23 protein-coding genes are annotated in these 17,676 nt (G+C 44.0%); 16 read left to right on the forward strand and 7 right to left on the reverse strand.

Going from position 1 to position 17,676, the window contains the following annotated elements; all coding sequences use genetic code 11:
• Positions 1-9 precede the first annotated feature (9 nt).
• From CSV61_RS07980 to CSV61_RS08000, 5 genes are all read left to right on the forward strand, one after another.
• The gene (locus CSV61_RS07980) at positions 10-1,950 is read left to right on the forward strand and encodes a cation:proton antiporter (protein ID WP_233193556.1); all 1,941 of its coding nucleotides are present in this window, start codon (positions 10-12) and stop codon (positions 1,948-1,950) included.
• Between the two features lie 427 nt (positions 1,951-2,377).
• Positions 2,378-2,947 (forward strand): hypothetical protein, encoded by a 570-nt coding sequence (locus CSV61_RS07985; protein WP_099638792.1) that lies wholly within the window; start codon positions 2,378-2,380, stop codon positions 2,945-2,947.
• 112 nt (positions 2,948-3,059) lie between these two features.
• Complete coding sequence (gene ybaK / locus CSV61_RS07990; RefSeq protein WP_099638793.1) at positions 3,060-3,548, forward strand: Cys-tRNA(Pro) deacylase; 489 nt, start codon at positions 3,060-3,062, stop codon at positions 3,546-3,548.
• A gap of 76 nt (positions 3,549-3,624) precedes the next feature.
• Positions 3,625-4,272 carry a YczE/YyaS/YitT family protein gene (locus CSV61_RS07995; protein WP_099638794.1) on the forward strand — a complete coding sequence of 216 codons (648 nt, stop codon included), beginning with the start codon at positions 3,625-3,627 and terminating at the stop codon, positions 4,270-4,272.
• A 60-nt stretch (positions 4,273-4,332) separates the two neighbouring features.
• Positions 4,333-5,427 carry a hypothetical protein gene (locus CSV61_RS08000; protein WP_143561073.1) on the forward strand — a complete coding sequence of 365 codons (1,095 nt, stop codon included), beginning with the start codon at positions 4,333-4,335 and terminating at the stop codon, positions 5,425-5,427.
• A 41-nt stretch (positions 5,428-5,468) separates the two neighbouring features.
• Here CSV61_RS08000 and bshB2 read toward each other — a convergent pair whose 3' ends face one another.
• From bshB2 to pdxK, 3 genes are all read right to left on the reverse strand, one after another.
• A complete protein-coding gene (bshB2, locus tag CSV61_RS08005) occupies positions 5,469-6,143 on the reverse strand; it encodes a bacillithiol biosynthesis deacetylase BshB2 (protein WP_099638796.1) in 675 nt (224 codons plus the stop codon).
• A gap of 13 nt (positions 6,144-6,156) precedes the next feature.
• A complete protein-coding gene (locus tag CSV61_RS08010; RefSeq protein WP_099638797.1) occupies positions 6,157-6,507 on the reverse strand; it encodes a YojF family protein in 351 nt (116 codons plus the stop codon).
• Between the two features lie 131 nt (positions 6,508-6,638).
• Positions 6,639-7,472 (reverse strand): pyridoxine/pyridoxal/pyridoxamine kinase, encoded by an 834-nt coding sequence (pdxK, locus tag CSV61_RS08015; protein ID WP_099638798.1) that lies wholly within the window; start codon positions 7,470-7,472, stop codon positions 6,639-6,641.
• A 195-nt stretch (positions 7,473-7,667) separates the two neighbouring features.
• Here pdxK and CSV61_RS16780 point away from each other — a divergent pair, with 195 nt between their 5' ends.
• The 6 genes from CSV61_RS16780 (at position 7,668) to CSV61_RS08040 (ending at position 9,849) form a co-directional block, all read left to right on the forward strand.
• A complete protein-coding gene (locus CSV61_RS16780) occupies positions 7,668-7,823 on the forward strand; it encodes a hypothetical protein (RefSeq protein WP_158233806.1) in 156 nt (51 codons plus the stop codon).
• A 75-nt stretch (positions 7,824-7,898) separates the two neighbouring features.
• Positions 7,899-8,228 (forward strand): DUF4230 domain-containing protein, encoded by a 330-nt coding sequence (locus CSV61_RS08020; protein WP_099638799.1) that lies wholly within the window; start codon positions 7,899-7,901, stop codon positions 8,226-8,228.
• Between the two features lie 5 nt (positions 8,229-8,233).
• On the forward strand, positions 8,234-8,911 hold the full coding sequence (locus CSV61_RS08025; RefSeq protein WP_099638800.1) for a uracil-DNA glycosylase: 678 nt from the start codon (positions 8,234-8,236) through the stop codon (positions 8,909-8,911).
• Between the two features lie 23 nt (positions 8,912-8,934).
• Positions 8,935-9,111 carry a uracil-DNA glycosylase gene (locus CSV61_RS17075; protein WP_083034898.1) on the forward strand — a complete coding sequence of 59 codons (177 nt, stop codon included), beginning with the start codon at positions 8,935-8,937 and terminating at the stop codon, positions 9,109-9,111.
• Positions 9,108-9,371 carry a YwdI family protein gene (locus CSV61_RS08035; protein ID WP_099638801.1) on the forward strand — a complete coding sequence of 88 codons (264 nt, stop codon included), beginning with the start codon at positions 9,108-9,110 and terminating at the stop codon, positions 9,369-9,371. The genes CSV61_RS17075 and CSV61_RS08035 overlap by 4 nt, the downstream gene beginning before the upstream one ends.
• A 97-nt stretch (positions 9,372-9,468) precedes the next feature.
• A complete protein-coding gene (locus tag CSV61_RS08040; protein WP_083034900.1) occupies positions 9,469-9,849 on the forward strand; it encodes a DUF423 domain-containing protein in 381 nt (126 codons plus the stop codon).
• A 39-nt stretch (positions 9,850-9,888) separates the two neighbouring features.
• Here CSV61_RS08040 and CSV61_RS08045 read toward each other — a convergent pair whose 3' ends face one another.
• A complete protein-coding gene (locus CSV61_RS08045; RefSeq protein WP_083034901.1) occupies positions 9,889-10,251 on the reverse strand; it encodes a spore coat protein GerQ in 363 nt (120 codons plus the stop codon).
• Between the two features lie 353 nt (positions 10,252-10,604).
• Positions 10,605-11,354 (reverse strand): hydrogen peroxide-dependent heme synthase, encoded by a 750-nt coding sequence (hemQ, locus tag CSV61_RS08050; RefSeq protein ID WP_083034902.1) that lies wholly within the window; start codon positions 11,352-11,354, stop codon positions 10,605-10,607.
• 214 nt (positions 11,355-11,568) lie between these two features.
• Between hemQ and pta the strand changes: the two genes are divergently transcribed.
• On the forward strand, positions 11,569-12,540 hold the full coding sequence (gene pta, locus CSV61_RS08055) for a phosphate acetyltransferase (protein ID WP_099638802.1): 972 nt from the start codon (positions 11,569-11,571) through the stop codon (positions 12,538-12,540).
• A gap of 66 nt (positions 12,541-12,606) precedes the next feature.
• Positions 12,607-13,443: an octanoyl-[GcvH]:protein N-octanoyltransferase gene (gene lipL / locus CSV61_RS08060; RefSeq protein WP_099638803.1), complete on the forward strand. Its 837-nt coding sequence runs from the start codon at positions 12,607-12,609 to the stop codon at positions 13,441-13,443.
• A gap of 19 nt (positions 13,444-13,462) precedes the next feature.
• Here the strand turns inward: lipL and CSV61_RS08065 are convergent, their stop codons facing one another.
• Positions 13,463-14,101, reverse strand: coding sequence for an RsfA family transcriptional regulator (locus CSV61_RS08065; RefSeq protein WP_083034905.1), 639 nt, complete (start codon positions 14,099-14,101; stop codon positions 13,463-13,465).
• Between the two features lie 657 nt (positions 14,102-14,758).
• On the opposite strand from CSV61_RS08065, the gene CSV61_RS08075 reads away from it, so the two are divergent.
• Together CSV61_RS08075 and CSV61_RS08080 are read left to right on the forward strand one after the other, a co-directional pair.
• Positions 14,759-16,048 carry an HD domain-containing protein gene (locus CSV61_RS08075; protein ID WP_099638805.1) on the forward strand — a complete coding sequence of 430 codons (1,290 nt, stop codon included), beginning with the start codon at positions 14,759-14,761 and terminating at the stop codon, positions 16,046-16,048.
• Between the two features lie 17 nt (positions 16,049-16,065).
• Entirely contained in the window at positions 16,066-16,572 is a 507-nt protein-coding gene (locus CSV61_RS08080; protein ID WP_029053498.1) for a YwgA family protein, read from the forward strand.
• Positions 16,573-16,620: 48 nt separating this feature from the next.
• Here the strand turns inward: CSV61_RS08080 and CSV61_RS08085 are convergent, their stop codons facing one another.
• Positions 16,621-16,806, reverse strand: coding sequence for a 2-hydroxymuconate tautomerase (locus CSV61_RS08085; RefSeq protein ID WP_083034909.1), 186 nt, complete (start codon positions 16,804-16,806; stop codon positions 16,621-16,623).
• A 67-nt stretch (positions 16,807-16,873) separates the two neighbouring features.
• On the opposite strand from CSV61_RS08085, the gene CSV61_RS08090 reads away from it, so the two are divergent.
• The gene (locus CSV61_RS08090) at positions 16,874-17,392 is read left to right on the forward strand and encodes a YwhD family protein (RefSeq protein WP_099638806.1); all 519 of its coding nucleotides are present in this window, start codon (positions 16,874-16,876) and stop codon (positions 17,390-17,392) included.
• The last annotated feature ends 284 nt before the right edge of the window (positions 17,393-17,676 follow it).

Below are 17,676 nucleotides of genomic sequence, written 5' to 3' on the forward strand. Positions count from 1 at the left end.
ACCTACCTAATGTTCAATTCATTGATTATGGATTTGATGTTGGTCGTGTTAATTGGCGTAGCGTCGCAATGGATAGCATGGCGGACGAGGATGCCAGCGATTGTCGTAATGGCAATTGCAGGGCTAGTAGTTGGACCGATTTTCGATTTGATCAATCCACAGCAATCAATGGGCGAGTTATATTCACCCATTATCACATTCGCAGTAGCTATCATATTATTTGAAGGCAGTTTGAACCTTGATTTTAAAGAAATTAAAGGATTTGGACGTCCCGTTGCAAGAATCGTAACGTTCGGTGCGTTTATCGCATGGATTGCAGGTTCACTTGCAGCTCACTATATCGCAGGATTGTCGTGGGAAGTGGCATTCATCATTGGCGGATTGTTTATCGTCACAGGTCCTACCGTAATCTTGCCTTTACTTCGACAAGCACGGTTAAAACCTCGTGCCGCCGCCATATTGAAGTGGGAAGGCATTGTCGTCGATCCGTTCGGCGCCTTGCTAGCGGTATTTGCATTTGAAGTTATCAGGTTCCTCAATAGTGAAGTAACGGCCAAAGCGATGTTGCTGTTCGTTGGTGCTTCGCTGTTCTCCGTATTTCTTGGATGGGGAACGAGCCGAATTTTGGGTACAGCATTTGAAAAAGGCTGGGTACCGGAGTATTTGAAAGCTCCGATTTTATTCGGCCTCGTGTTATTTGTCTTTGTGTTATCTGATGAAATTATGCACGAAACGGGTCTGTTGGCGGTCACCGCGATGGGGATGACGATGGCGAATATGCATTTGACTACGTTAGAAGATATTCGCAACTTTAAGGAGAATATTTCGGTATTGCTCATCTCAGGAATTTTCGTCATGTTGACGGCGTCCTTGAATCCGCATGTTTTAATTGAAATTTTGAACCCGAAAATTATTCTGTATGTACTCGCGATGCTATTTGTCGTCAGACCGCTTTCTATATGGATATCAACAATCGGTACAGATTTGACGAATCGTGAAAAAACACTCATCGGTTGGATTGCGCCACGAGGAATTGTGGCACTGACCGTGTCGGGCTATTTCGCGACCATATTACTAGAGAACGGCTATAAAGACGCGGAGCTTCTAACCGCTTTGACTTTCGCTCTCGTATTTGCGACCGTCGTCGTTCATGGTTTTTCAATTGGTTGGCTAGCCAAAAAACTCAATTTGGCCACGCCGGAAGAATCGGGTGTAGTCCTGATCGGAAGTACAAGGTTTGTAGCGGAGCTTGCGAATAATATTCGTAACGTGGGCCATAAAGTGTTAGTCGTGGAAGATTCATGGGGCGGTCTGTCCAATGCGCGAAAACTTAGCGTGCCAACATACAGGGGAGATATTTTATCCGAGCATACGGGCTATCATTTAGACTTGACGCCATATCGTTATATTTTAGCGATGACTAAAACGGATTCCTATAACTCGCACGTATGCGCTGATTTCACGCCGGATCTAGGACGCGACCTATTGTTCCAGACAACGACGCATAAACGAAGCGCAGGTCAAGAGTTTAACCTGGCGACAGGACAATTCCTGTTCACACCGAATTTGTCCATCCACGAATTAGACGATCGTATGAACCAAGGGCATGTATTCCGTAAGACGTTGCTGACGAAACAATACAGCTACACGCAATACTTACGCGAGCGTGATGACCGATCGGTGTTGTTGTACATCATACGGGCGAATGGGGAAATGGAGTTTTACACGGCAGAAAAAGAACTAAAAGCACAAACAGGAGACACCATTGTAGCGCTTTCGACGTTGAATAAAACCATCGAACGGACGATTGACCGACTCGAAGAAAAGAACGGCAAAGCAACGATGCCAAAAGAAGTCGTCGAGACAAAGTTCTTAGAAGATCCACCAAATGAAAAACCAGCAATTCCAGGTGAAACTCCGCCGAAGATCATGAAAGATGGAGTGACATGAATTGTAAGGTGGAGCACGCGTGTCAAGTGACATTGATCGGTGTTCATTAATGGTGAAATTGTATTGTTTCTGTATGTGAACTTGGCAAGCCCTTGAAATGAACTTGGTTCAAGGGCTTTACTAATTCACGTACTGTCTACAGTGGAAGATCTATCACCTTCCATCCCATGCACTCTGTCAATCAACGAGAAGCGTTGTTTGATCACATAAAAAAAGGGTATCTATAGTACACATATTCTCGCATTAACACTAGTAAATTCCACCCGCCTTGCCTATCCATACAGTATGAAAAGGGTATCCAGTGGGTGAAATGAAATTACCAACCTAAGCGAATCCAATCTTTTGATGGATTGGCAGTTCACGCGCTATTGCGTAAACTAGTTATACTAGATACACGTATCGAACATTCTATTCGGAGGTGGGTACCATGAATGCTGTATTAGGGTTTGCGAGCGCTGCCGAACAACTACAGCGGTATGACGCAGTCCGTAGAAAGAATACCGAAAACGCCTATGAACGCCAAACAGAATTCCGAGAACTAGCGCAAAAGACCAAAGACGACCTAGTTGCATTGCTACGCGGAAACTTACCACCGATTGAGAATTCCGGAGAAACGCAACAAGACTTCAAAAAGCTTGGTGCGGGCCAGGTAAAGAATATTTCAATTCCGCTCGGCAATAACTTGGATGAAACGATTGATCTCTTGCGTGAAGTTCGCAAAGAGGCATATTCTGAATCGCCGCCGACAATAGCGGATTATCAACTAGCCAGTAATGCATCAGCGAAAATAAACCAAGCAGAACTACAAATAGCGTTACATAACCGCGCCAAAACGATCCGTGATCAAATGAGCACAGTCGATAGTACCGTTGCAACTAATGGGCCGAGCCGTATGCAACAGCAATATAGCCATGCATTTTCCATCTATCAAGTCCAACATCAAGCGAGGATGAGGCAGTACGAAATGGATCAGCCACAAATGAATGTCAGCATCTAATCTACTTCATTTGAAAACGAAGCCCGTTTTGCTGGAACCCAGTGAATGGGCTTTTTGATGATATATATTCCATTAGCTTTCTATCCAAACGAAGAGAAAGGAAGTCCTACATATGTCTAAAAAGAACAAATTACCGAAAACCAATGCAATCCGTATCATCGAAAGCGAGCAGATTCCGTATGAAATTCATAGCTATCAAACAGATGATGGACATAATGACAGTATTTCGGTAGCGAAAAAAACGAATGAACCGGTCTCTACTGTCTATAAAACGCTTGTCGCCATGGCGAGTAAAACGGATTTACTCGTTTTTATCATTCCCGTCTCCGATGAGCTAGACTTGAAAAAAGCAGCGAAAACGGCAGGCTTTAAAAAAGTTGAAATGCTTCCGATGAAGGAATTAACGAAAGAAACAGGCTATGTCCGTGGCGGATGTTCACCGATTGGTATGAAACGGGAGTTACCGACATTCATTGACCAACAAGCAGAAGCGCTTGACTTTTTGTATGTCAGTGCGGGTAAAGTTGGTTTGCAAATGAAATTGGCCCCACAAGATTTGGCACATGTCGCAAAAGCACAATTTAGCGATCTCGTAAAGTAAGACCATAGCAACTCTGTTGATTTCTGTTACAATGAATCAATAAAGACATTGATAAACAGAAGAAAGAAGAATGTATATGCGTAATTTATTAGCTTGGCGATGGATATTTTTCATCGGAGGAATGATGATCATGTCGCTTGGCATCTCATTGATGATTAAAGGACAGCGGCTTGGCATAGCTCCGTGGGACGTGCTCCATCTCGGGTTGTATCAAAACTTCGGATTAACGATAGGATCATGGAGTATACTATCCGGTTTTGTGATCATTTCAGTGACGTCGATTATTTTGAAAGAATGGCCGAGAGTAGGCACTTGGCTTAATATGTTGGTCATCGGCTTATTTATCGACTTTTTCAACTGGCTCATACCCGATGTTTCTTCATTGACTGTGCAAATTATTTGTTTCATCATCGGTGTATTTGTCCTATCTTATGGGGTAGGAATATACGTATCTCCAAATCTTGGTGCTGGACCTCGTGACAGCTTGATGTTGTTGTTTGTTGAAAAGTTTGGCTGGAGCCTTCGATTGGTTCGAACCACGATTGAAGCTATTGCGACACTAATCGGTTTCTTACTTGGGGGACCTGTAGGGATCGGTACAGTGGTTGTCGTGTTATTCTCTGGGCAAATCATTCAAATTGCCTTACCGCAATGTAAGAAACTGTTATTGAAAATCACTCAGCAAACGGACGAAAAAGTTTTATTACACTATAAAGGAGCATAAGCCTACTCGGCTGTGCTTTTTTTATTTGCCTATACATATAATGAAATGAAGAAAGAAAGGGTGGTCAATATATACGGACATATTATAGATTACATGGGGACGGCTTATACAGGACAAGGCGTGCAGCATAAGTATGAAGAGTTGCTAGCGGAATCAAAGAAAACGATATTTTTGAAGTGTTTACCAACGCATTCTTTATCGCAAGTGCTCAATGACTTAGTAGTCTATTTTGTCAACAAGGGCTATAGTGTCGATAAATTTATGAATCCTGGCCATGTGGATAAGACCGATGCGCTTTTCGTGACAGAACTGGAACTTCTCATTTTACAGGCATCCCATCCGGTTTCATTCGAGCCAACAGATTTAGGCAAACGCCAAAAAGTCTTTTCTTTCTATGACGTCTATCACCAAGACCAGCTACTTGGACAGCATAACGAAGTGAGTGTTTTGTCGACAGAAGAGAAAACACACATCGGTCAGGCGTTGAAAGAATTGAAGAACGCAAAAGCAATTCATGACGAATGGGAAGCAGTGAATATCGCACGCATGGATTGGCCCCGCCACGAAGAGATTACGGAAGATTTAAAGCGGGAAATATTCGGGACGATTGAGTTGACGAAGGCAGCTCACGTTTCGCATCGCATAGTTGGCTCATTGTCTGCTGGAAGCGCGCATGACTTTATCCCATCTATCACGAAACATGCGAAACGTCGTTTTCTGATCAAGGGATTACCGGGCACAGGTAAGTCGACGATGATGCGTGCGCTAGGAGACGAAGCACAGCGCCGAGGGCTAGATGTGCTGTATGGTTGGTGCGGATTGGATGCGACAAGTATCGACTTAGTCCTGTTTCCGGAGTTGTCTGTGTGCTTGTTTGATTCGACGCAACCCCATGCCTATGATGCAGAAAGTCCGCGCGATGAGTTAGTAGACATCGTGCCGTTATGCGCAGAAGATGACGATGCAGAAAAGAAAATCGATGAGATACGAAACCGTTATCGAGCGGTGATTGGAGAAGCGGGCAAGCAGATGCAAGCCGCTGTGCAAGCACAAAACGGCGCAAGAATCCAAATGGATCGTGCGTTAAACGTGGAAGTATTTGAGAAGAAGGTACAGGATCTCTATGCCTTTATTCATGCATTTGAAGAGGAGTAATCTCGTATAAGATACAAAAAAAACCGCAAATTTGCGGTTTTTTACTTGAATTCATGAATATAAAAGGCTTCGTTATACAACCAGTCAAGTGCATCCTTGTCGTTGGCAGCCCACCGTTTTTCCATATCGGGCAGCATCCAAACTGTCTGGGAGGCGTGTGCGCGTAATGCGGCAATCTTTTTATCTGCTACGTTGGGTGTGTGATGCGCAACATGCGGTTCACCCAATTGATTCAACGTATCATTGTCGAATGCTTTCATATACAGTACCGGTCGATCAGCTTCCGGCATGCGACTCATCGCTTCAATCACAGCTACGCCTGTTGCGTTGTGGTCGGGATGAACAGCAAGTGTCGGGTGGAATGAAATGACTAACGAAGGGTGTAATTCTTCAATGAGGTCAGTCATCATGTTAACCAGTTTCTCGGGATCTTCAAATTCTATCGTTTTGTCTCGAAGTCCCATCATTCGTAAATCTGTCAATCCCATCGCCTCACACGCGCCTAGCAACTCTTGTTTCCGGATTTGCGGTAAGGTTTCGCGGTTAGCGAAAGGAGGATTTCCGAGATTTCGGCCCATTTCGCCAAGTGTCAAGCAAGCATACGTAACGGGAACACCCATTTCAATATATTGTGCAATCGTGCCGGCCGTGCCGAAAGATTCATCGTCTGGATGAGGGAATACAACGAGTACGTGTCGTTCTTTTTGCAACATCAAAAAATCTCCCTTCTTAATAAGCAAATGGCGTTTCACTGATTTCAAGCGCTACCGCTAGTTTTCCATCAGGTCCAAGTCCCGCCATTAGTAAACGATCATGTTCATCGAGTGTATAGTGTGTAATTCCTTGTGCGTAAATCCAACCATTCGGCAATTTCAAACCGATGCGGTGAGGGGATTCGCCCGCCACTTTTCCCAGTTCATAGCGGATGACAACATTACGAATAAACGCGCCCGCATTAAAAAATCCTTCTTGGAAATGAGAAGCATACGATCCATTTGTCGTTTCCAAATGTATGTAGACATCTTTATTGGCAAAGGAGTCTAGTAACTCCTGTAAATGGTTCACGTCAACAGTTTCCATACTCATCCTCCTAAATCTTGCAGTCATTTCGCTGCAATCTTCCTATTTAGTATTATATAGATATCGTAGTTTGAATGCGATTAGACGGCTCACAAAAAAAGCCAGGAATACACCTGACTTGTAAGCATTCATTATACTTCTTGCAACTCAACCCGTGGCACGTCGAACTGATTTTTCGCACCATGCATGACAGGTCCCACATACTCATTGAGCTTCCAGCCGTGCGCAATGGCCGCTGTGACAAACTGCTTCGCTTCAATGACCGCGTCCTTGATCGACAATCCATTCGCTAAATTTGCCGTGATCGCCGCTGCGAATGTGCAACCCGCGCCGTGATTATGATACGTATCAGATCTTTCGGATTTCAGTAACGTAAACGTTGATCCATCGTAAAATAAATCCACCGCTTTTTCGTGAACGAGTTGTTTACCACCTTTGATTACCACATTACGTGCACCAAGTTCATGGATTTTCTGTGCGGCCACTTTCATATCATCAATGGTCTTTGGTGTTTTCATAGAAGCTAATTGTCCTGCTTCGAATAAATTCGGTGTAACGATTTCTGCTTTTGGCACGAGATATGTAATCATCGCATCCGTGTTCCCAGGATTCAATACTTCATCTTCACCTTTACACACCATGACAGGGTCGATGACGACATGATCTAAACCAGATTCATCAATTGTTTGACCTGCTGTCTGAATGACTTCTTCTGTGCTCAACATGCCTGTCTTGATCGCGTCGATTCCAGTGGATAATGCAGTTTTCAATTGTGCTTTCACGACATCGATTGGCAAAGAATAGACATTATGCGACCAATTCTGATCGGGATCCATTGTGACAATTACGGTCACTGCTGTCATGCCATACGTACCGTGTTCTTGAAAAGTTTTCAAGTCCGCCTGAATACCTGCACCACCTGAGGTATCCGAGCCTGCAATCGTCAAAGTTTTCTTTAATGGCATAATCAAACATCTCCTTCGCTTACTAAATTTTCATGTTACTTATAGTATACAACTAATTGTCGAAATACAAACAATTCGGGTATGATGAAAGTCTAGAAAACTTGTCACGCGAATAGGTCTTACCTATGAAACCTATTATTTGAAGGAACGTATAAATAGAAACAGAGCGTTTGATGAAACGAGAGGATGTGAGCCATGAGTAAGCATAATTCGTCTAAGATAGGGAAGAAGGAAAAGACGGAGACGGAGGCTGATGCGCAAGCAACCGTAACATTCGCTGGACGTAAAAAGATCAAACGAAAGCGCAAGGGAGGAATACTCAAACTCGCCTTTACTTTATGGTCATCGTGAAGAAAAGCCTATATTTTATTACTTTTACTATTGGTCGCTGCACTTATTACCCTGCCGATCGCAGGCTTTTATTGAATGCAACTAGGCTCTACTTTTTTAGAACAAAAAACAGCTTTTGTCGAGCGGGTACAAGAGCTACAGCAACTGACAACGGCGGAAGCGTACACGAAAGTGCTCGTCAAACGCACCGACAATAAATTATTTGGTCAAAGCATCGGCGTTAATTTTCCTGGAACGAAGCGGAATTTATTAGTTGTCATTCCAGGCTCGATCAAAGCCGGAATTGACCTAAGTAAAATCACCGAGCAGGACGTACTGGAATCTGCAGAACAGAATGCAGTAAAAACGCTGAAAGATATGTTCTCATTCGCAGGCTATCGACTGTATATTGAATTTAAGGAGTGATGCAAATGGTAGCAGAGTTTCGTAATGACTGGGATCGCATACTACAAGATGAATTTAACAAACCATATTATCAAGAACTACGCACGTTCCTACACGAAGAATACACAAATCATGTCATCTATCCACAAATGGCCGATATATGGACGGCATTTGAACTGACGCCTTTTCAAGATGTTAAGGTCGTGATTTTGGGCCAAGATCCGTATCATGGACCGAACCAAGCGCATGGCATGAGTTTTTCAGTTCAGCCTGGCGTTAAAATACCGCCAAGTTTACGCAATATCTTCAAAGAGCTATCATCGGATATTGGAATCGATGTCCCGACTGAAGGGATGTTGACAGGATGGGCCGAGCAAGGTGTATTATTATTGAATACTGTACTGACTGTGCGTGAAGGAGCAGCAGCGTCGCATCGCGGAAAAGGCTGGGAACGCTTTACGGACGAAGTCATTCGTAAACTGTCGTTGCGTAGCGCACCCATTGTCTTCATATTATGGGGGAGGCATGCGCAAGAAAAAACGGCATTGATCAATCGCAGACGTCATGAGATTATTGAGTCACCACATCCGAGTCCATTCAGTGCCTCGAGAGGATTCTTTGGCAGTAAGCCATTTACGAAAGCGAATAATTATTTACGAGAGTGGGGAAGAGAGCCGATTGATTGGGCGAAAACCATCAAGTGAATAAGTAGAAAGGAAGTGTGACGATGGCTGTCAATTGCTTCGACTGTATCTTCTTTTATACCACATGGGATCCCGCCAGTCCGCGGGGCTGCAAGGCATATGGATTCAAAACGAAAATGTTGCCATCTATAGTAGTAAAACGCTCCTCAGGTATGGAGTGTATGAAGTTTGAACCGAAGAAGGGGATGAAAATGAGATGATCACAGTTGCACAATTGCTTGGAGAAATCGAGCAACAAGTTCGCTTGGCGAAACAAACACAGAATGAAGCGGCACAAAGAGAAGCCATTTATGCTGTACGAACGTTATGTAACCTGATGCTCGGTGAAGAAAGGCCGTCTGCACCGTCGATTCCACAACCCATGCAAATGAGCCCTGTCCATGCGACACCCATTACGTCGCTGAACGAGCAACCATTACAAGAAGCGGATGCCAATGGGGAATCATTGTTTGATTTTTAATGCGCCACAAACCGTTCAAACACCTGTCCTTTTTACGTGTATGAATATGATAGACTGGAAACAGGTGGACAAGATTCGTTAGAAAGAAGGAATAATCATGCCGTTTTTTATTATCGCAGGAGCTATTAACGCCGCGATCGCAGTTGCATTTGGGGCGTTTGGTGCACACGCATTGAAAGATCGTCTGTCTGAACATTACTTAGCCGTCTGGGAAACCGCGGTCCAATATCAGATGTTTCATGCAATCGCCTTGCTCGCTATCGGTATTTTAATGAGTAGTACATTGCTTGGGCCGTCTACACAACTCTCATGGGCTGGCTATTTGATTCTGGCTGGTATTATTATTTTCTCCGGAAGTTTGTACGTGCTTAGCTTGTCTGGAATCGGAATACTCGGCGCCATCACACCTATCGGCGGTGTAGCATTCATCGCTGGTTGGATCATGTTAATCATTGCCGCAGTGAAATTTGGAAGATAACATAGGAAAACCGCTCACACATGATGAGCGGTTTTTTTCTTATGGCGTTTGGTCGAAATAATTTAATTCCTCAGGGAACTCTGCATAGTCGAAGTAAATCATAGGGAATAAATAGCGACGTCCTGTATTCGCTTCGCTGAGGATGACGTGGTCGCGTCCTGCAGCTTCCACCATACCCGCGACAGATTTCGTGTTCTTGCCTGCATCTACCGCATGTTCGAATGAAAAGTGAAAGACGCCGGGTTTTCCTCTGTTAAGCCGTAAAATATTCTCGATGTACGACTGCTCTCTAAAAGGCGTAGTGGGTGCGTTCCCCTGTACATTCGGTTGGGGAGGTACCATTTGTTGGGGTGGTACCATTTGTTGCTGGGCATAGCCCGGATTCCAATAATATTGAACCATTTCAACATCCTCTCCAGATCTGTTAGTTTTACTCGCGGGCAGTCTTGTTGGGCGCGGGGGAAAGTGCGTTGCGTTTTGAAGTTGTCTGTGTGAGACTAGCAAGCGCTATCGTTCCCTTTTATTTATCGCGATGACAGCTAAAGCAAAACCCCCTTGGTTGTATCTTATGTTGGAAGGGTGGTGGGTATGAATGAAGTTTTTTGGAGAGGGGAGTTTGAGGCACGGGGGAGGAGTTACCGTTACGCTGCGTTCCAGGCGGACGCTTCAATCCCGAACCGCTAGCCCTATTTTTCCCTTTTCATCGCAACAAAAAAAGCCGCGAAGTGTTTCATTCGCGGCTTCCATCGTACGTATTAAACTTCGAAAAATGCTGCGCGCTTGTCGGCGTCTAAAATCGTACCGACGAAGAACGAGCCGAATACACCGTAGCGTGCGCTGACTTCGTCAAAACGCATTTCATAAATGAGCTTCTTAAACTGCAACATGTCATCGGAGAACAGTGTGACGCCCCACTCGTAATCATCTAAACCGATAGAACCTGAAATGATTTGCTTTACTTTACCTGCATATCCGCGGCCGATCATACCGTGGCTACGCATTAACCCTTTACGGTCGTCCATGTCGAGCATGTACCAGTTGTCTTCGCCTTCACGCTTCTTGTCCATTGGATAGAAACAAACGTATTGACTACGTGGTAGCTCAGGATACAAACGTCCGCGTATATATGGATTCTGATATGGATCTTCGTCAGATTCACCTGCTAGGTAATTCGATAACTCGACTACCGACACATAAGAATACGCTGGGATCGTATAATCCGCAATCGTTAATTTATTGAATTCTGCTTCTAGTTGCTGAAGTTCATCCATTGTAGGGCGTAATGTCATTAGCATGAAGTCTGCCTTTTGACCAACTACTGTATAAAACGCATGACTGCCTGTTTTAGCATCATCCGCCTCTTGCATACGCTCTAAAAATGTTAGAAATTCATTGACTGCTGCCTGGCGCTCTTCTTTTGAAATCAGTTTCCAAGAAGCCCAGTCCATCGTGCGAAAATCGTGAAGTACATACCAACCGTCTAATGTAATAGCTGCTTCGTTCACTTGAATTCAATCTCCTTTTAAATCAAAGTAGTTTCTATTTCAAGTGTATCATAACGGACTTTATTCGTTAAGGGATAAGGTACGACCCGCGATACGTACTATAAAAATGAATGGACAAGTTACAGTTATCAGAAAACTTCGGAATACGTGATGTATTAATTGGGCTTTTCAGGTATGATGAATAGGAAAATATAACAAAGGGTGGGAATTACATATGGCAGATCTTTTTGAAAGTATCCGTAAAACGTTGGAAGGTAAAGGGAAGACGATTGTTTTACCTGAAGGGGAAGACGTGAGAGTACTTGAAGCGGCTGTACATCTTCAACAAGAGGGAATTATCACACCGGTTTTATTAGGAAATGAAGAAGCGGTACATCAGGCCGCAAAAGATGGCGGCTTTGATATTTCGGAAATAAAGTTGATTGATCCTGAAAACGCTTCCTATTTTGAAGAACTGGCAGAAAAATTCGTTGAACGTCGTGCAGGAAAAGCGACAATTGAGCAGGCTCGTGAACAATTGAAAGATGTAAACTATTTCGGAACTATGCTAATCTATACAGGACGTGTAGACGGTTTGGTGAGCGGGGCTGCACATTCAACAGCGGATACAGTTCGTCCGGCATTGCAGATTATTAAGACGAAGCCCGGCATATCCAAAACAAGCGGAGCCTTCATTATGATGAAAGAAGAAGAACGTCTGATTTTTGCAGACTGTGCCATTACGGTGAATCCTACAGCTAAAGAGTTAGCTGAAATCGCAGTGGAGAGTACGAAAACAGCAAAAGCATTCGGAATTGATCCGCGCGTTGCGATGCTTTCATTCTCCACTAAAGGTTCCGCAGTGACAGAAGAGACGGAAAAAGTGGTGGAGGCGGCTAAACTAGCGAAGGAATTGGCGCCTGAGCTATTGATCGATGGAGAATTCCAATTTGACGCGGCGTATGTACCAAGTGTGGCAGCGAAAAAAGCTCCGGAATCCGTCATCAAAGGCGATGCAAACGTCTTTATTTTCCCGACACTCGACGCTGGAAACATTGGCTACAAATTGACAGAACGTCTAGGTGGCTACGAAGCGATCGGTCCGATTCTTCAAGGCTTGAATGGTCCTGTCAACGATTTATCACGCGGCTGCTCCGCAGAAGATGTGTACAAGCTATCTATCATCACAGCAGCTCAGAGCCTATAATTACAGGTTCGAAGTGTGTGAACCGTCTACATTTAATCCAGATCAACTACCATAGGAGAGCTAGACATGTCACAAGATAAACATTTATTGAATCAACCCGCTTGGCGTTTCATCGACGAATCCATTTCGGCACGCAATCGATCTGCGCTTGAATCTTTCGCCATGGATGATACGTTATGCCAATTAGTTGGACAACAACAAAGTGTCCCCGTCGTTAGGACGTGGGTGCATGACCATACGATCGTGTTAGGCATTCAAGATCATCGGATGCCATTTATCCAAGAAGCGATGGACAGCATTGAGCAACACGGCTATCAATCGATTGTGCGTAATTCGGGCGGTCTGGCTGTTGTGCTGGATGAAGGGATATTAAATATTTCCTTAATCTTTTCCGAACAAAAGTCATCGATTGATATTCCGATAGGCTACGAAGCTATGCTATCACTTGTTCAATTGTTATTTCCTGAACTCGGTGAACGGATTGAAGCCTATGAAATTGTCGGGTCCTATTGTCCCGGATCGTATGATTTAAGTGTCGATGGTAAGAAGTTCGCTGGAATCTCTCAGCGACGGCTGCGCCAAGGAGTCGCTGTGCAAGTGTATTTATGCGTAGAAGGCAGTGGTTCTGAACGTGCGGAGATCATTCGTGAAGTTTATGAGAAAGGCTTACAAGGTCAGCAGACAAAATTCACCTATCCTATAATCCAGCCCGATACCATGGCGTCGCTATCGGAAATTCTCGATACGCACTTGACGGTCAACGAAGTCGTCATCCGTCTGCAAATAGTATTACGCTCGTTGACGGAAGATGTGCGACATGGTGGATTAACAGATGAAGAGATGGAATTGTACAGCTTTTATTTAAAACGCGTCTTTGAACGCAATCAAAAAATGCTGTCATAGAACGAAAAAAAGCTGCCAATCAGTTATTGATTGGCGGCTCTTTTGATGTAATTAAATTTCCATTCGGTTCCATTTTAAATAATGGTGCGACGTGCTCGCTTTCTTCATTCAAAGCGATCAATCGGCGTGCGCGGTTCATGATTTGGACGAATTGCTCATAATCTTCTTTCAGCGTACGATTCTCTTTCTTCAGTTCTTCAAGTTGTGTTTCTAGCGATTTCATTTGCTCTGTCGCTGTTTTGGCTGTTTGTCTCCATCGAAGGGCATCCGTATCTGCACCGCCGTTATGGTGCATGCGAATCAAATAGGCAATCACAGTATCAAGGGATAGGGCGGATAATGGAACTTGGATTTTCTCCTGGCCATCTGCGCCTGTCTCCGGGTTGTACATTTGCTGGTTACGTCTTTTAAAATCTGTACCTAGCACACGTAACGTTTGCTTTCTCTCTTTCTTCGCTTCAGCGAGTTCACTCTCGTAGTCTCTTCGCACGACTGCATTCCATCTGAACCCACAAGCTGCTGCAGTTCGGTTCAATGCGTCGCCTACTTCCTCGAATGCACCTAGTTGTGTACTTCCTTCTCTTACATGTCGTAACACCGTCTCTGCCAATAATTCATCGTCTTGTTCTAACCATGCATCTTGTCTAACTTTCACCATCTCCATGCCTCCTGACTTGTACTCTCTTTCTACTGCCATTATGACCACGAAATGAATCTTTTATTCAGAGAGTCACAAAATTCTATCAAGATGGTAATGAAATGGCCGTTTTTTTGGATGAGTAGGAGTTGAATATGGTAGTTGGTAGGGTGTTCGGGAATAGGCTGACGGGCTGTTGGGGTGGGGATTGGTGCTTCCGAGGGGATGCAGTTCCTGAGGGCCCGCGGCGAGCCAAACAGTCGCAAGCTCCTTTGGTTGTCTCTCCTGTCGGGCTGATCCTCTGGGAGTCGCCCATCCTATGCGCCAATCCCTTGCAAGACGAGTAGGTTATACATTTTGTTGTGCATTGAAGTTAAGTTTGTAATCTATTTCGAACTTGAATAAGTTTAGGCATAACAATAGTTCACACACTACCTACAATGAGTGATATAAGTACCTCCACTCAATAAGTAGGATGGAAGCGGAAACTGACGGCGACTCCCGCAGGCTCATGGGAAAGCGTCCGTGGGCTTCCGCTTCCATCCCTTTGTAGATACTAAGTCACTATCCTGAATTTGAAATTCCATACACAATCCTGTTTAAAATCCGTCATAGTGTACTATGTCACGTTCCGTCGTTTTTTGTTATACTGTAACGAATGAAGGATGAGGTGACGACATGGCGTACCAAAACGAAAAACTGCCTGAAGAAAAAGTGTTTAAAGACCCCGTGCACCGCTACATACACGTCCGGGATCGCGTTATATGGGACCTGGTCAACACACGAGAGTTCCAGCGCCTGCGCAGGATTCGCCAGCTTGGCACCACCTACCTAGTGTTCCACGGCGCAGAACACAGCCGCTTCCAGCACTCGCTCGGTGTCTATGAAATCGTCAGACGAATTCTTGACGATGGCTTCAGTGGGCGTGAAGAATGGGACGATGAACAGCGACTGGTTGCTCTCTGTGCAGCATTATTGCATGATTTGGGACATGGCCCATTTTCCCACGCATTTGAAAAAGTATTCAACCTAGATCACGAACTATTTACCCAGCAAATTTTATTGGAACAGACAGAAGTTCATGAAGTATTGCATCGTGTATCACCGGATTTCCCTCAAAAAGTGGCGGATGTCATAGATAAAACGTATCCAGACAAACTAGTTGTCAGCTTGATTTCCAGTCAAATCGACGCGGACCGAATGGATTATCTTCAGCGCGATGCGTATTATACAGGCGTTTCCTATGGCCATTTCGACATGGAACGGATTTTGCGTGTCATGCGTCCGACAGAAGATCAAGTCGTCATCAAGCAGAGCGGCATGCACGCAGTGGAAGACTATATCATGAGCCGGTATCAAATGTATTGGCAAGTATATTTCCACCCGGTGTCGCGCAGTGCAGAAGTGATTTTGATCAAAATCTTACACAGAGCGAAACATTTATTCGAAACTGGATATGCGTTTAAGCAAGAACCGATGCATTTCGTTTCATTCTTCGCACAAGAGTTCAAACTGAAAGAGTACATAGCCCTTGACGAGGGTGTGTTATTAACGTATTTCCAGTTGTGGATGGAAGAAGACGATACCATTTTAGCAGATTTATGTGATCGATTCGTGAACAGACGGCTATTTCAATATGCCGAGTTCGATCCAGCAGTGCAGTATATGAAATTTGGTGAACTTATCACGTTGTTTAAAGAAACAGGACTCGATCCTGACTATTATTTAGTGACGGATTCTTCATCAGACTTACCGTACGACTTTTATCGTCCAGGTGAAGAAAATGAGCGCGTGCCGATTTATTTACAACTAGGAAATGGTGATTTGCGTGAACTATCGCGGATGTCCGACGTGGTCGAAGCGATATCAGGAAAACGCAGAACAGACCATAAAATTTATTATCCAGAAGATTTGTTGATAGATGGAAACCCATTGCACGAGAAAATTTTGGAATTGTTAAGAGGCTAAGAGAGGGGTTGCGGGACTTGCTGCAAGAGCATGCAAAAATCGTTCAGTTTATATCGTTGGCGAATGAAGTAAATGGCCGTAAGAAGATGCAGAAAATGGTGTATATATTAAAGAAAATGAATTTCCCGTTTGCTGAGAAATACGAGCTCCATATGTATGGTCCTTATTCGGAAGAACTAACATTACGAGTGGAAGAACTATGTGAAATGGGCTTTTTGGCTGAACGTTTCGAGGACAAGGGTTCGTATAAACAATATTGCTATCAAGTAACGGACGAGGGATCGAAATTCCTTGCGACAGCAGAAGCACCGAAAGAACAGTTACCAAAATGTATTGAGCGATTGAATGAGAAGTCGTCACGCTTTTTGGAATTGGTCTCCACCTTGTTGTTTTTCGATCAGCTCGATAAAGAGGATCAAATTGCTAAAGTACGTATCGTAAAAAACAAACTGAATTTTACTGATCAGGAAATGGATCAAGCATTTGCCTTCATCGAAGAGATGCAAGTGAGTTCAGTCAGCTAAATGAATGAAGAAAAAAGGATTCTCGTGATGAGAATCCTTTTGCCGATTTTACTGATCACTCATTAGTTTACCTTCTCTAAAAAGATGATTTTTTGGCATTTCTTCAATGAAAACTGTTACGCTATCAGAAGTAGCGCCCGTCGTTTCCACAACGGCTTGCGTAACTTTTTCACAGAGTGCACGTTTTTGATCATCAGTACGGCCTTCAAGCATTTTTACTGTAACGTATGGCATTTTATTTCCTCCTTGGCGGAAAATTCAGGTATAGTACATATAATAACAGAGACGGAGGTTGATTTACATGGCAAGTGAGCAAAATTCAAAACCAAAGTTAGGCTTTACGATAATAAAAAATGATCCTACAGATGGACATAAAGGGTTTGGCATAGGTTCGTTGTCGCTGGAAAACATTTCACCTGTGATCATCGACGTGGAGGAAGGTACAGCACAAGTAGAAATGGGTGCCATGCATGCCCGTAGTGATACAGAACGAGGAATCAAATTCACCACTGACCGCAAAGATTCTGAAGGCGGTAAACCATTCTGGCTCGTTTGGGTGACAATTGATTACCGTGAAGAAGGTCCATATTATGCAGGAATCACAGCGTGTGAAATGGTCGTGAATCGTGAAAAGAGACGTGGCTATAAGTTACTCGCTGACCACGTCAATCGCATGGACAAATCAATGAAACGTCACATTATCGTAGATGAAATGGACGATCGTTCAAAGAAGATTCTGAAAGATTTTCTAATCTCGCATAACGCAGAACTTTGGGAACGCAGCACCAATGAATTACACGAAGGTTTGCGTACAGAGTAAGATATCACGCGACATAATAGAATAGTGCAATTCTCGTCAAATACGTCAAAAATGTGACAATTTGCATAACGTACTCTTTGAGGTTGAATGTCTGCCACAAAGGAAGTAAACTAAATATACAGCTTTGCGCTGTAATCTAGGACACCCGCTATGTAGACAGTCGTTTGATGAAAACACAAACCCAAGCAGTGCGGATTCATTCGATCACTGCATAACGGTCAAAAAAGCCTCGTTCTCCGCGGATACGGAGAACGAGGCTTTTTTCTATGGAGATTTTTGGTGTG

It is taken from the genome of Sporosarcina sp. P3, assembly GCF_002743415.1.
In the GTDB taxonomy this organism is placed as follows: Bacteria; Bacillota; Bacilli; order Bacillales_A; family Planococcaceae; genus Sporosarcina; species Sporosarcina ureae_A.

Excerpts from the sequence above, each read along its gene's own strand:
- CSV61_RS07980 (WP_233193556.1), top strand. The coding sequence starts at position 10 with ATGTTCAATTCATTGATTATGGATTTGATGTTGGTCGTGTTAATTGGC.
- CSV61_RS07985 (WP_099638792.1), top strand. The coding sequence starts at position 2,378 with ATGAATGCTGTATTAGGGTTTGCGAGCGCTGCCGAACAACTACAGCGG.
- ybaK (WP_099638793.1), top strand. The coding sequence starts at position 3,060 with ATGTCTAAAAAGAACAAATTACCGAAAACCAATGCAATCCGTATCATC.
- CSV61_RS07995 (WP_099638794.1), top strand. The coding sequence starts at position 3,625 with ATGCGTAATTTATTAGCTTGGCGATGGATATTTTTCATCGGAGGAATG.
- CSV61_RS08010 (WP_099638797.1), bottom strand. The coding sequence starts at position 6,507 with ATGGAAACTGTTGACGTGAACCATTTACAGGAGTTACTAGACTCCTTT.
- pdxK (WP_099638798.1), bottom strand. The coding sequence starts at position 7,472 with ATGCCATTAAAGAAAACTTTGACGATTGCAGGCTCGGATACCTCAGGT.
- CSV61_RS16780 (WP_158233806.1), top strand. The coding sequence starts at position 7,668 with ATGAGTAAGCATAATTCGTCTAAGATAGGGAAGAAGGAAAAGACGGAG.
- CSV61_RS08020 (WP_099638799.1), top strand. The coding sequence starts at position 7,899 with ATGCAACTAGGCTCTACTTTTTTAGAACAAAAAACAGCTTTTGTCGAG.
- CSV61_RS08025 (WP_099638800.1), top strand. The coding sequence starts at position 8,234 with ATGGTAGCAGAGTTTCGTAATGACTGGGATCGCATACTACAAGATGAA.
- CSV61_RS17075 (WP_083034898.1), top strand. The coding sequence starts at position 8,935 with ATGGCTGTCAATTGCTTCGACTGTATCTTCTTTTATACCACATGGGAT.
- CSV61_RS08035 (WP_099638801.1), top strand. The coding sequence starts at position 9,108 with ATGATCACAGTTGCACAATTGCTTGGAGAAATCGAGCAACAAGTTCGC.
- CSV61_RS08040 (WP_083034900.1), top strand. The coding sequence starts at position 9,469 with ATGCCGTTTTTTATTATCGCAGGAGCTATTAACGCCGCGATCGCAGTT.
- CSV61_RS08045 (WP_083034901.1), bottom strand. The coding sequence starts at position 10,251 with ATGGTTCAATATTATTGGAATCCGGGCTATGCCCAGCAACAAATGGTA.
- pta (WP_099638802.1), top strand. The coding sequence starts at position 11,569 with ATGGCAGATCTTTTTGAAAGTATCCGTAAAACGTTGGAAGGTAAAGGG.
- lipL (WP_099638803.1), top strand. The coding sequence starts at position 12,607 with ATGTCACAAGATAAACATTTATTGAATCAACCCGCTTGGCGTTTCATC.
- CSV61_RS08065 (WP_083034905.1), bottom strand. The coding sequence starts at position 14,101 with ATGGTGAAAGTTAGACAAGATGCATGGTTAGAACAAGACGATGAATTA.
- CSV61_RS08075 (WP_099638805.1), top strand. The coding sequence starts at position 14,759 with ATGGCGTACCAAAACGAAAAACTGCCTGAAGAAAAAGTGTTTAAAGAC.
- CSV61_RS08085 (WP_083034909.1), bottom strand. The coding sequence starts at position 16,806 with ATGCCATACGTTACAGTAAAAATGCTTGAAGGCCGTACTGATGATCAA.
- CSV61_RS08090 (WP_099638806.1), top strand. The coding sequence starts at position 16,874 with ATGGCAAGTGAGCAAAATTCAAAACCAAAGTTAGGCTTTACGATAATA.